Below are 11,887 nucleotides of genomic sequence, written 5' to 3'. Positions count from 1 at the left end.
CATCCCGCCGACCTCCACGAGGGCAACCACACGCGTCAAGGGGGCAGACCCAGCCCAACAGTCCAGAATGGACGGAAGGTACCCCCTTGACACGCGCGGTTGGGACGAGCCAGGTCGGCGGGATGACACGAAACCCTCGTTTAATAGAGCAGGTGGTCCAGCAGTTCGGAATTAAACGAGTTGCAAACGAGGCAAGTCTGGACGAAATGGATGATCCACTGTATTCGGATCAAATCCGGCCAGTTTTGCAATGTCCGGATCACTGTACCCCTTGGCGGCAAGGGCTGCTCCGATAGAGCGCGTCAACGCCGGAGCCTCCGGGGCAAGTTCGTCACTGAGAGGTTCACTTGTTCGCCATCCGCGAGCACTCAAAGATTTATATAGATTGGTCCGCTGTGCAGCACTGATGAGGCGCAGCTCATTTGCCCGCTCAATGATTGCTTGCATTGACGTACCCCACTCACGCTTCAGGTCATGAAGTTTCCCGAGATTGATCGTCCGCAACTGAGGTCGAATGACCTCTGTAGGCATAAGGAACTCTCCCGCGAAAGAGTTCGCTTCGGATTCAACTTCGGAACTGACATCAACGGAATGCAGCACAAGATGCCCCAACTCATGAGCAAGCGTCAAGCGCTTACGATCAGTCGGAACGCGAGAATTGATCATTATAAGCGGGTAGTCATCGATCCACTGAGAAAGACCGTCGACACGAGGAGTGCCGAAATCTTTTTCGATTACGATGCAGCCTGCAGCCTCAAGCCACCCTACGAGGTTGCGTACGGGGCCCACCGGCATACGCCACTGCATTCTGACGATACGTGCAGCAGTAACAGGGTCGGTCTCGACGACATCCAAACGGGGAATGCTCTGCTCAGCACGTACAGCGACTTCGCCGTATAGCATCCTCGCATGGATTCTGTATAGATTTAGCTGCGCTTCAAGCTGACGCCATGTGGTCGGCTTGGCAGTCTGCCGACGACGCATGTGCGCATCAACAGCCATGCCACCTCGTATACGCCCGGCGCGATCAAGAAAATCGCGGGTAACTCCAAGTGCAGAAGCAAGCCTTTCCAATACCTCATCGTCAGGCTCACGCTGACCAGTCTCGTATCTGGACAGCGCACCCTGAGATACATCTGCTGCTTCCGCCAACTCCTCCTGGGTCAATCCTCGGGCACGACGTGCCGTTTCCAGCACCTCGCCGATATTACTCATTATGATTCGTTCCCCGACTCCGTCGCGTCATCATCGGATTCAACTTCAACGGACGGCTTCGGCGGTTCAATGCGCGGGGGAACGGGGGTGACGACGGTACCAGAAGCCGCGGTGGGAGCAGGAAACTCGTAGACCCACTCAGGCTCTTTTGTGTTTTTTGGCAAAGTCATCACAGCAGGACCAAGGTCACGCATTTCTCGATCCCATGCGTACCCCATAGTCAAGCAAACCTCTTCCAAACCTTCGAGCGCGCGTTGAACCGGACCGTCCTCGTAGAAGTTGAGCACAGTCTGAGTAGGGTAGCTCCGAACACGCCCAAGCGAACTGTGCCGCTTGACACGAAAGCGGTACCGCGTGCCCACAAAGATCTCACGGTGGGGTTCCTGGTCGATGAAGCTGACCTCGGGCACGTCTCCGAGGTGAAGGTTCAAGTAGAACCAGAGCTGGTCGTGCACCCAGTTCGCGAGGCCACGCTCGCTCTGCTGAAGAGCGTAAGCGGGAAGGACCTGCCTGTAGGTCGCGAGGGCCGTCTTGGCGTCGCGGACCGCTCGCGCGATGCCATCGACCACCTTGGACCCAAGATCGTCAACCACCTCGTCCGCACTGGGACACGATTTCATGCCGGAAAATATACCACCCCTCATGCCGGGCGTCACCCAGCTCTTCGTAGGTCTCGGCCAGTGTCACCAGTACCCCGACCAACCGGGGACGATCGCCGTACCCGACAGTAGGTACACGCGCGACGAAACGGCCGTCTGCCGTGCTGTCGGCGTGCTGTAGGCACAGGTCAGCTGAGGTCAACACCGGTCACTCATGCCACGACGTCGTCGCAGATCAGCGCGTGTACCAGCGGAGCAAGATCGGGTTCCCAAGCTGTAGAGGCGGGTTCGATTCCCGTCACCCGCTCTTTATACCGAAGGTCCAGGTCAGCGCCGGTTCAGCCGGACGACCTGGGCTTTCGTCGTGATTGGGCTAGTACGTCACCGTGCAACCGGCGTGCAACTAGCCGACCGGGACCAGCACGCCCGCCGTGCCGTCGTCATGGTCCGGCAGGAGCGATCCCCACCGGTCGGGCATCGCCGCAGCGGGTCATCGGCGTCCACGGCTCGACCACGTCACCGAGTCCGAACGCCGCCGCCACCGCCGCCTGCCACTCCACGCGCCCGAAGCTAGGGCACCGGGCGGCCGGGTCAGGACTCGTTTTCCGCCGAACGCCAGACCTGCTCGTAACGCTCCTGGTCGCGTCGGGTCCGCTCCTTGCGCACCTCCGCCGCCGCGCCGGCCGGGTAGCCGTACTTCGTCATCCGGTGGTCGGTGCTCTCGATCGCGTACGACACGCCGAAGTACACGCCCACCACCAGGCCCAGCGAGCCGCACGCGATCGCCAGCGGCAACGGCGAGCCCAGGCCCAGCACCAGCGCCAGCGTGATCACCACGGTCAGCGGCAGCACCTGGAGGAACATCCGCACGCCGAACCACGCCAGCCACGTCGGCTTGGTCGCCTGCCGGAACACCCACTCGCGGTGCCGCATCGGCAGCCGGCCGCCGAGCAGGTACCAGGCCTGGAGCAGCGGGTTCGGGCTGCTCATGACCGCTCCGACGCGGCGATGACCCTGGTCAGCACGGCGTGCAGGTCGCGCAGCTCGTCCAGCGACATGCCCAGCCGCTCCACGACCGCGGGCGGGATGGCCAGCGCCTGCTCGCGCAGCGCCGCGCCCTCGCCGGTCAGCGTCACGGCGAGCTGCCGCTCGTCCGCCGCGTCCCGCGCCCGCGTCACGTACCCGATCGCCTCCAGCCGCTTGAGCAGCGGGGACAGCGTCGCCGGCTCCAGCGCCAGCATCCTGCTCAGCTCCTTCACCGACAGCGGCGCGCGACCCCACAGGGCCAGCATCACCAGGTACTGCGGGTGGGTGAGCCCCATGGGCTCCAACAGCGGCCGGTAGAGGGCGACCACGTTCCTGGACGCGATGGACAGCGCGAAGCAGACCTGCCGTTCCAGGGCCAGCGGGTCGTCCTCAACAGTTTGTGCACTAATCATTTGTACCCACACTATCCCCGCTCGGGCGGTCCGCGCACCGTGACCCCCGACTCAGCGCCGCGCCGCCGTCAGCAGGTGGGACGACGCGCCGAGCACCGACTCCTCCTGCTCGACCTGGCGCAACGCCCACATGAGGTACTCCAACCGCCGTGGGTCGGCGTAGACGACGTCCAGGTCGGCGTTCGACGGCAACCAGGCCGCGCTCTCCACCGCGTACGTGCCGACCACGTCCAGCCCCGCCTCGCGGGCCTCGCCGGCCGCCTCGTCGGGCCGGTGGAAGTACGCGGTGGTGAACCAGGGCGTATCGGCGGGCGGCAGGTGCTGGCCGGTCCGCACCGCGTGCGCCACGACGTCCCGGTACCGCGGGTCCAGCGGGAAGTCCTTGCGCAGCCCGTCGAACAGCGACGCGAACCGCCCGATCACCACCCCGCCGGGCCGCACCACGCGGCACGCCTCGCGCCACGCCCGCAGCCGGTCCGCGCGGTCGGTCAGGTGGTACAGCGGGCCGAACAGCAGCACCACGTCGAACGGCCCGTCCGGCAGGTCGCGGGCGTCACCCACGACGGCGGACACCCCGGGCAGCGCGCCGGCCACCTCCACGTGCGACGGCACGGGGTCGACCACGAGCACGTCGTGCCCATCCCGGGCCAACCACGCCGCGTGGACGCCGGTCGCCCCGCCGACGTCCAGCACCCTGCTGCGCGGACCGGCGAACCGCCGCACGACCTCCTGGGTCCGCAGGAACTCCAGCCGTCCGTTGCCCCCGACGTGCAACCGCTCCCGCTCGAAGCCCTGCGCGTAGAAGTCCCTGATCTCCTGGTCCATCTTCCGACGGTAAGAGCGGGGGCAATCCGTTTACCGCCCTTCCGCCCGCACCCCCGTTGTGCGGGCGCGTGCAACGCCCGCACAACGGGGAAGACCCGACCGACGACCTGCTCAGGCGCGCGCGGCGACCTTCTCGTCATCGGAGTCGGACTTCAGCGAGTCGACCAGCGCCGAGCGGTCCTCCGACGGCTCGGGCTTGATGACCAGGCCGATCACCAGGTAGAGCACCAGCGACAGCAGCAGCGGCCAGGACACGATCACCGCCTGGGTGACGAACCCGACCTTGTACTGCTGCATCACGTACAGCACGGCCCACAGGCCGAGGCCGCCGACCACCGACGTCGCCGCCGCGGTCGGGCCGACCTTCTTGAACCACGGCAGCATGCCGAGCATCAGCGGGATCGCGATCGGACCCATGGTTGCCGCGACCAGCGCGATCACGACCTTGAGCACGAAACCCTTGGTGTCGGCGGTCAACGCGATCGTCATGCTCAGCCCGATGAACGCGAACGTGGTGATCCGCGCCATCCGCAGCTGGGCGGGCTCGCTCAACCGCCGCACGCCCTTCCACAGCTTCGGCAGCATGTCCCGGGTGATGACCGCCGAGATCACGTTGGCGTCCGAGGACACCATCGCCATGGTGTGCGAGAAGAAGCCCGCCAGCACCAGGCCGATCATGCCCGCGGGCAGCATGGCCTTGCCCATCTCGACGTAGGCCTGCTCGGCGTTGGACTCCATGCCCGGCACGATCAGCGGCGCGGCCCACATCGGGAAGAACAGGATCAGCGGCCAGACCAGCCACAGCACGCTGGACAGCAGCGCGGACCGCTTGGCCGCGGCTCCGGACGGCGCCGCCATGTAGCGCTGCGCCAGGTTCCACATGCCGCCGTTGTACTCCAGCGTCTTGATCAGGAACAGCGCCATGAAGAAGATCAGCGTGTACTGGCCGGACAGCGGGTCGGAGTGCGACTCGGGCAGCTGGTCCCAGATGTTCCACATGAAGTCGATGCCGCCGAAGTGCGCGGCGACCGCGACGAACATGGCGATGCCCGCGAGGCCCTGGATGACGAACTGGCCGAAGTCGGTCAGCGCGTCGGCCCACAGGCCGCCCATCACCGAGTAGACCATCGTGACGACGCCGACGAGCGCGATGCCGAGCCACACCGGCACGCCCGCGAAGCCCTGCAGCAGCACGGCGACGGCGACCCACTTGGCCGCGATGTCCACGACCTTCAGCGCGGCGCCCGCCCACGCCATGATCTGCTGGGTCGGCACGTTGTAGCGGCGGGCCAGGTATTCCAGCGGCGACTTCACCCCGTGCTTGGAACGCAGCCGGTTCCAGGTGCCCGCCCACAGGAACGCGCCGATGCCGACACCGACGCCGATCGTCAACGCCCACCAGATGTAGACGGTCAGGCCGAGCCGGTAGGCCTCGGCGGCGAAGGCCACGAACATGACGGCGCTGTAACCGGACATGTGGTGCGAGATGCCGGACAGCCACCAGGGCATCCTGCCGCCCGCGGTGAAGAAGTCGGCGATGTTCTTGATCCGCCCGCGTGACCAGTAGCCGATCGCCACCATCACGAAGAAGTACCCACCGACCACGATCCAGTCGAGGGTTTCCATGAGGCCTCCACGAGTGCTCGGCCCACGGGTGGCAGCGCTGTCGAGAGCGGCGGCGGTGCGCGGCGTCCCACATGGGTGTGTGACGTACGTCTTACGAGGCGGTTGCACGTGGCGGAAGGCCGCGAGGGATCATTGAGTCACATTCGTGACTCTTGTTCATATATGTGACCGGCCCAGGCGTCGGAACAGCGCAAATTCGCGAAATCGGCGTCATGGTTGGCCCCCGACGCGGTCGCACGGGCATGCGAACCGGTGCCAACGCGCGTGCGCCCCTGCCGGACGGAGACCGGCGTGCCCCCGGACCCGGGGTCGCGCTGGTGGACCCCCTGCCCCTGTTCCGCGAGGGGCTGGCCGCCGTCGTGCGGCGCACGCCGTCGATGCACTGGCTGGGCGCCACCGGTCACCTGCACACGGCCGTGCGGATGAACGAGCGGCTGCGGCCCGACGTGCTGCTGGTGGACTCGCTCCTCGACCCCCAAGGACACCTGGCCGCGTTGCTCACGGGCAATGGCTCGCCCGCGCTCGTGGTGTCCCTCGTGCGCGACCCGCACCGGACGGCGAAGTACGTGCGCTCGGCGCTGACCGCGGGCGTGCGCGGGATGGTGCCGCGGGCGGCGGAGATCGGGGAGGTCCTGCACGCCATCTCCCGCACCCACGCGGAGGGGACGTACCTGGACCCGACGCTCGCGCCGCTGGCCGCGGGCGTCACGCCGGCCGCGGACGCCGGGTCGCGCCGGACGCTGTCCCGCCGGGAGTACGAGGTGCTCCAGCTCATCGCGGACGGCATGGAGAACCAGGCGGTCGCGAACGCGCTGTTCGTGTCGGTGGAGACCGTCCGCACGCACGTGAAGAACATCCTGCGCAAGCTCCGCGCCCGCGACCGGACCCACGCCGTGTCCCTCGCCTACCAGGCCGGACTGCTGTCCGGCGGCACGGTCAGGCTGGGCTGAACCGGCTCGGGAGCTCCCGTCGGCGGCACGTCTGGTTCGCCACAAGACCGCCGATCGGCCTTGCCGGGGTTACTGACAGGTAATACCCTGTTGTTACCGGTCAGTAGGGGACCGCCCCGACCAGCATGGAGTGAGCGACGAGATGGGTCACTACAAGAGCAACGTCCGGGACCTCGAGTTCAACCTGTTCGAGGTCTTCAACGTGCAGGACCACCTCGGCACGGGGCCGTTCGAGCAGTCCGACGAGGACACCGCGCGCGGCGTGCTTGCCGAGCTGAACAACCTGGCGGTCGGCCCGCTGGCGGAGTCCTTCGCCGACGCCGACCGCAACCCGCCGGTCTTCGACCCGAAGACCCACTCGGCCACCCTGCCCGAATCGTTCAAGAAGTCCTACCAGGCCATCTGGGACGGTGAGTGGTACCGCCTGTCGCTGCCCAACGAGCTGGGCGGCTTCGGCATCCCGCCGTCGGTCCAGTGGGCGGCCGCCGAACTGATCCTGGGCGCGAACCCGGCCATCTACATGTACCTGGCGGGCCCGAACTTCGCCTCGGTCGTCTACAAGAACGGCACCGAGCAGCAGAAGCGCTGGGCCGAGATCATGATCGAGCGCGGCTGGGGCGCCACCATGGTGCTGACCGAGCCGGACGCCGGTTCCGACGTGGGCGCGGGCCGCACCAAGGCCACGCTCCAGGACGACGGCACCTGGCACATCGACGGCGTGAAGCGGTTCATCACCTCCGCCGACCAGGACATGACCGAGAACATCATGCACCTGGTGCTGGCCCGTCCCGAGGGCCCCGGCATCGAGGCGAAGCCGGGCACCAAGGGCCTGTCGCTGTTCCTCGTGCCGAAGTGGCACTTCGACCCGGAGACCGGCGAGTCGACCGGCGAGCGCAACGGCGCCTTCGTCACCAACGTCGAGCACAAGATGGGCCTCAAGGTCTCGACCACGTGCGAGCTGACGTTCGGCCAGCACGGCGTCCCGGCCAAGGGCTGGCTGCTCGGTGAGGTGCACGACGGCATCGCGCAGATGTTCCAGGTCATCGAGTACGCCCGGATGATGGTCGGCACCAAGGCCATCGGCACCCTGTCGACCGGCTACCTCAACGCCCTGGCCTACGCCAAGGAGCGGGTGCAGAGCGCCGACCTGACCCGGATGACGGACAAGACCGCGCCGCGCGTCACCATCACCCACCACCCGGACGTGCGCCGCAGCCTGATGCTGCAGAAGGCCTACGCCGAGGGCCTGCGCGCGGTCTACCTCTACACCGCGACCCAGCAGGACAGGATCGCCCTGGGCGGTCCGGACAAGGAGCTGGCCGAGAAGGTCAACGACCTGCTGCTGCCGATCGTCAAGGGCGTCGGCTCGGAGCGCGCGTACGAGCAGCTGGCGCAGTCGCTGCAGACGCTCGGCGGCTCCGGCTTCCTCCAGGAGTACCCGATCGAGCAGTACATCCGGGACTCGAAGATCGACTCGCTGTACGAGGGCACCACGGCCATCCAGTCGCTGGACTTCTTCTTCCGGAAGATCATCCGCGACAAGGGCCAGGCGCTGGGCTTCCTCAACGGCGAGATCCAGAAGTTCCTCGACAACGAGGGCGGCAACGGCCGGCTGAAGGAGGAGCGCGCCCTCCTCAAGCGGGCGCTGGAGGACCTCCAGGGCATGCTCGGCACGCTGGTCGGCTTCCTGACCAGCTCGCAGGAGGACGTCCGCAACCTGTACAAGGTCGGCCAGAACACCGTCCGCCTGCTCATGACGGCGGGTGACGTGCTGGTGGGCTGGCTGCTGCTGCGGCAGGCCGACGTGGCGCTGACCAAGCTGGGCGGCCAGGTGTCGGCCCGGGACAAGGCGTTCTACGAGGGCAAGGTCGCCGTGGCGTCGTTCTTCGCGAAGACCGTGCTGCCGGAGCTCACCGCCCGCCGCAAGATCGCGGAGGCCACCGACAACTCGCTGATGGACGTCGACGAGGCCTCGTTCTGACCTCCCGCCGGACCCGGAGTCGTCCGGAATTGTCAGACCGTTAGGGCAAGATAAAAGCAGGGGTCCTTGGCGGGGACCCCTGCTTTTGCTTGAACCGGCTTTTCGCTTCATCCGGCTTCAGCTCGATGACTGCCGCTGCTCGATGCGTGACCTGCTCCGGTCGCGGTGCCGGGTCAGACCTTGTGGGCCCGCGCGGCGGCGAAGCAGTAGGCGCCGAAGCCGAGGAAGCCGACCGCGATGATCGCCAGCACGAAGATGCCGTAGGGCTGGGCGGCCAGCGTGTGCAGCGCCTTGTCGAGGCCGCCGGACTCCGACGGGTCGGCGGTGACCGCGGCGATCGCGAGCAGGATGCCGATGAGGGCGTAGGACGCGCCCTTGCCGATCCAGCCGATGCGGCCCAGGCGCTCGACCCAGATCCGGGTCGCGCCGGGCAGCCGGGACATGTCCAGGTCGTCCTCGAAGGACTTCTTGATGCCCTTGCGGGCCACCATGACGCCCAGGCCGATCACGTACAGCGCCACCGCGCCCACGAGGACCTGGCCGAACGGCAGCGCGAGCACCTTCGCCGTCCACGTCTGGGACTGCTCGGTCGAGCTCTTCTGCGACGTGCCGGTCGCGTAGTTGACCGCCGCGATGCCGATGGCCGTGCCGGTGATGGCCCGGCCGACCGAGCCGCACCGCCGGTAGACGCGCTTGCGCTTCTTCGTCACCCAGCCGTACCCGGAGACGGCCATGCTGAGCTGCCACACCGCGAACGCGAACAGGCCGATGGCCAGCACCCACAGCAGGACCGGGCCGATCGGGGACTCGTTGAGGGTGGCAACGGCACCCTTCTGGTCCGTGCGCTCCCCGGAGTCACCGAGGACCACCTGCGCCGTCAACGCCGCCAGGAGGACGTGGACGAGGCCGTAGCACACCATCCCCGCGCGCCCGAACGCCTGCACGGCGGGGTTTCTTCGCACATCGTCTTGCACGTCGGTAGCCACGAACGGGTGATACCCATTCGCGGCTCACGCGAACCTCACGGCCTGCTCAGCCGCCCGGCGGCTTCTCGCAGACGATCTTGAACTGCGGGTCGTACCGGACGGTCCGGCTCTCCTGCCGGGACTGGCCGGTGCGGCGGTCGGTGATCGTGCGCGTGTCGGTCACCGAGAAGCCGGGTGCGCCGTTGCTCGGCTGGCAGTCCGGCTTGTCGACCTTGCGCTCCTGCGGCTGGGTGGGGTTGAAGTCGGCGCTGGTCGAGCCCGTCACGTCGTAGTTCTTGGTGCCCCACAGGACGATCTTGATCGTGGACGGGGTCCAGATGGTCTGGATCGCCACGCCGGTCTCGTCCGGGTTGGTGAACTTGATGTCGATCAGGCTGTTGCCCGCGGAGTCCATGAACACCGTGGCCTCGCGCCCCTTCGGGTACCGCGAGATCCAGTAGCTGTGCTCCTTGTGGCCCGCGTCCTTCATGCCCGCGTGGTAGGCGGCGTTGTAGAGCGTGGTGGCGAACTGGGAGATGCCGCCGCCGACCGCCTTGCCGGGCACGCCGTTCTCGATGATGCCCGCCTCGACGTAGCCCTCCGCGACGCCGCGGGGACCGGTGTAGCCGTTGAGGCTGAACGTCTCGCCCGGCTTCACGATCGCGCCGTTGACCTTCTCGGCCACCACGCGGATGTTCGTGCCGGACGCGGCCACGAAGCCACCGGTCTGGAACTCCCCGATGACCTCCTTGATGCCCATCTTGTTCGCCTGCTCGGTGGTCACCTTCGCGGGCGTGTGCTTGTACTCGGCCTTGATCGTGCGCTCGTTGTCGCGCTTGAGCACGTCGAGCGCCGTGGCCAGGGACTTGTCCCAGTCGACGCCGAGGCCGTCGACCGACTCCTTCACGACCGGGCGGCCGCCCTCGAAGACGATCTGGGCGTCCTTGCCCTCCTTCTCCGTCTCCTTGAGCTGCGGACCGGCGTGCTCGACGACCTTGCCGTTGTCGACCTTGGCGGTGAGGCTGCCGTCGTCGGCGGGCTCGAACACCAGCACGGTGGCCAGCTGCTCGGGCGTGAGCGTCGCGTCCTTGCCCTCGCCCTGGATGATCAGCGGAGCGGAGGTGGCGGGCTTGGCGACCTCGTCGAGGGCCTTCTGCACGCTCTCCTTGGTCGTCTTGACCGGCGTGGTGGCGACCGGCAGCTCGACCGTGCCGCCGTCGGCCCAGTGGGCGAGCAGGTTGTCCGACGCGCCGGGCACGTCCAGCTTCTGGCCCTGCTTCGGGTCGACCGCGATCGGGGTCGCGCCCTCGAAGCGGATGGCGCCCTCGGCGGGCTCGTGGTCGGTCTTGGCGCGCATGGCCTCCAGCGCGGCGGCGAGCTTGGCCTGGTCGCTGCGGGTGGAGAAGCCGACCTCGCGGGAGGTGAAGAACGAGGTGATGCGGGTGATCGGGGACAGCGGCTGGCTGCCCGCGCGGTCCAGCGTGGCGGTCCAGTCCAGCTCCAGGCCGGCGACCTTCGGGTCGACCTCGGTCTCGACGTCGCCCGCGCGCGCCTTCACCGGCGCGGCCAGGCGGGGGCCGATCTCGTCGCGGAGCTTCTGCTCGGCCTCGGGGTGGCTCATGCCGCCGACGTCCACGCCCGCGACGGTGACGCCGCGCGGCACGTTGCCGCCGGAGGCGACCAGGTCCAGGCCGTAGAGGACGACCAGCACGCCGAGCACGGCGGCGGCGATCAGGCCGCCCTTGCGCAGGCGCTTGCGGCGGGCGTCGGCCTCGTCGACCTCGGTGTCGTGGTCGACCATCACCGGGCCGTGGACGGTGGCCTCCGGCTCCGGCGGCGTCACGGGCGCGGCGAAGACCGTGGTGGCGTCCGCGCCCGAGGGCCGGCCGAAGCCGCCGGGCGGGGTGGCGATGGTCTGGGTGCGCTCGGCCGAGGCGGGCGGCGGCGTGAGGGCGCGCGTCACGTCGCCGGACGGCGTGAGCGCCTGGGTGGCGTCGAAGCCCCTGGGCGGCGTGTTGCGCGTCGTGCTCTGCTGGGTCACGTCGCGGAAGACGCTGGTCGGGGCCGCGTCGTCGGCGGCCGCGGTCGACCGCGGCGCCACGTTGCGGACCGTGGCCGCGGCGTCCGGCTCGTTGTCCGGCTCCTCCTGCGGCCACGCGGCGTCCTGGACCGAGCCCGCGGTGATCTTCGTGGTCCGCTCCGAAGCGGTGCCCGACGGGCGGACCGGCTCCATCGCCCTGGTCCGCTCAGCGTCGTACTCCGGTCGCTGGTTCTCCGGCACCGCTCC

Annotated in this window: 10 protein-coding genes; 2 read left to right on the top strand and 8 right to left on the bottom strand. The window is 67.9% G+C overall.

Annotated elements, in window-relative coordinates:
- Window positions 1-171: 171 nt before the first annotated feature.
- The 6 genes from AB0G02_RS01910 to AB0G02_RS01885 form a co-directional block, all read right to left on the bottom strand.
- Window positions 172-1,197: an ImmA/IrrE family metallo-endopeptidase gene (locus tag AB0G02_RS01910; RefSeq protein ID WP_360787832.1), complete on the bottom strand. Its 1,026-nt coding sequence runs from the start codon at window positions 1,195-1,197 to the stop codon at window positions 172-174.
- 17 nt (window positions 1,198-1,214) lie between these two features.
- A complete protein-coding gene (locus AB0G02_RS01905) occupies window positions 1,215-1,871 on the bottom strand; it encodes a hypothetical protein (protein WP_360787829.1) in 657 nt (218 codons plus the stop codon).
- Between the two features lie 534 nt (window positions 1,872-2,405).
- Window positions 2,406-2,804, bottom strand: a complete 399-nt coding sequence (locus AB0G02_RS01900) for a DUF5313 family protein (protein ID WP_360787826.1) — start codon at window positions 2,802-2,804, stop codon at window positions 2,406-2,408.
- On the bottom strand, window positions 2,801-3,253 hold the full coding sequence (locus AB0G02_RS01895; protein ID WP_360787824.1) for a MarR family transcriptional regulator: 453 nt from the start codon (window positions 3,251-3,253) through the stop codon (window positions 2,801-2,803). The genes AB0G02_RS01900 and AB0G02_RS01895 overlap by 4 nt, the downstream gene beginning before the upstream one ends.
- 51 nt (window positions 3,254-3,304) lie before the next feature.
- Entirely contained in the window at window positions 3,305-4,078 is a 774-nt protein-coding gene (locus tag AB0G02_RS01890) for a methyltransferase domain-containing protein (RefSeq protein WP_360787821.1), read from the bottom strand.
- 111 nt (window positions 4,079-4,189) lie between these two features.
- The gene (locus tag AB0G02_RS01885; protein WP_360787818.1) at window positions 4,190-5,704 is read right to left on the bottom strand and encodes a sodium:solute symporter family protein; all 1,515 of its coding nucleotides are present in this window, start codon (window positions 5,702-5,704) and stop codon (window positions 4,190-4,192) included.
- Window positions 5,705-6,021: 317 nt separating this feature from the next.
- On the opposite strand from AB0G02_RS01885, the gene AB0G02_RS01880 reads away from it, so the two are divergent.
- On the top strand, window positions 6,022-6,654 hold the full coding sequence (locus tag AB0G02_RS01880; RefSeq protein WP_360787816.1) for a response regulator transcription factor: 633 nt from the start codon (window positions 6,022-6,024) through the stop codon (window positions 6,652-6,654).
- Window positions 6,655-6,796: 142 nt separating this feature from the next.
- Window positions 6,797-8,635, top strand: coding sequence for an acyl-CoA dehydrogenase (locus AB0G02_RS01875; protein WP_360787838.1), 1,839 nt, complete (start codon window positions 6,797-6,799; stop codon window positions 8,633-8,635).
- A 173-nt stretch (window positions 8,636-8,808) separates the two neighbouring features.
- Here AB0G02_RS01875 and AB0G02_RS01870 read toward each other — a convergent pair whose 3' ends face one another.
- Both AB0G02_RS01870 and AB0G02_RS01865 read right to left on the bottom strand, forming a co-directional pair.
- Window positions 8,809-9,621 carry a DUF1206 domain-containing protein gene (locus AB0G02_RS01870; RefSeq protein WP_360787813.1) on the bottom strand — a complete coding sequence of 271 codons (813 nt, stop codon included), beginning with the start codon at window positions 9,619-9,621 and terminating at the stop codon, window positions 8,809-8,811.
- Window positions 9,622-9,667: 46 nt separating this feature from the next.
- Window positions 9,668-11,881, bottom strand: a complete 2,214-nt coding sequence (locus AB0G02_RS01865) for a VanW family protein (protein WP_360787810.1) — start codon at window positions 11,879-11,881, stop codon at window positions 9,668-9,670.
- Between the last annotated feature and the right edge of the window lie 6 nt (window positions 11,882-11,887).

The sequence above is a fragment of the Actinosynnema sp. NPDC023658 genome (assembly GCF_040639995.1).
Lineage (GTDB): Bacteria > Actinomycetota > Actinomycetes > Mycobacteriales > Pseudonocardiaceae > Actinosynnema.
Note: the sequence above shows the minus strand (reverse complement) of the source record. Positions and strands in the feature narration are given on the sequence as shown.

Excerpts from the sequence above, each read along its gene's own strand:
- AB0G02_RS01900 (WP_360787826.1), bottom strand. The coding sequence starts at position 2,804 with ATGAGCAGCCCGAACCCGCTGCTCCAGGCCTGGTACCTGCTCGGCGGC.
- AB0G02_RS01885 (WP_360787818.1), bottom strand. The coding sequence starts at position 5,704 with ATGGAAACCCTCGACTGGATCGTGGTCGGTGGGTACTTCTTCGTGATG.
- AB0G02_RS01895 (WP_360787824.1), bottom strand. The coding sequence starts at position 3,253 with ATGATTAGTGCACAAACTGTTGAGGACGACCCGCTGGCCCTGGAACGG.
- AB0G02_RS01875 (WP_360787838.1), top strand. The coding sequence starts at position 6,797 with ATGGGTCACTACAAGAGCAACGTCCGGGACCTCGAGTTCAACCTGTTC.
- AB0G02_RS01890 (WP_360787821.1), bottom strand. The coding sequence starts at position 4,078 with ATGGACCAGGAGATCAGGGACTTCTACGCGCAGGGCTTCGAGCGGGAG.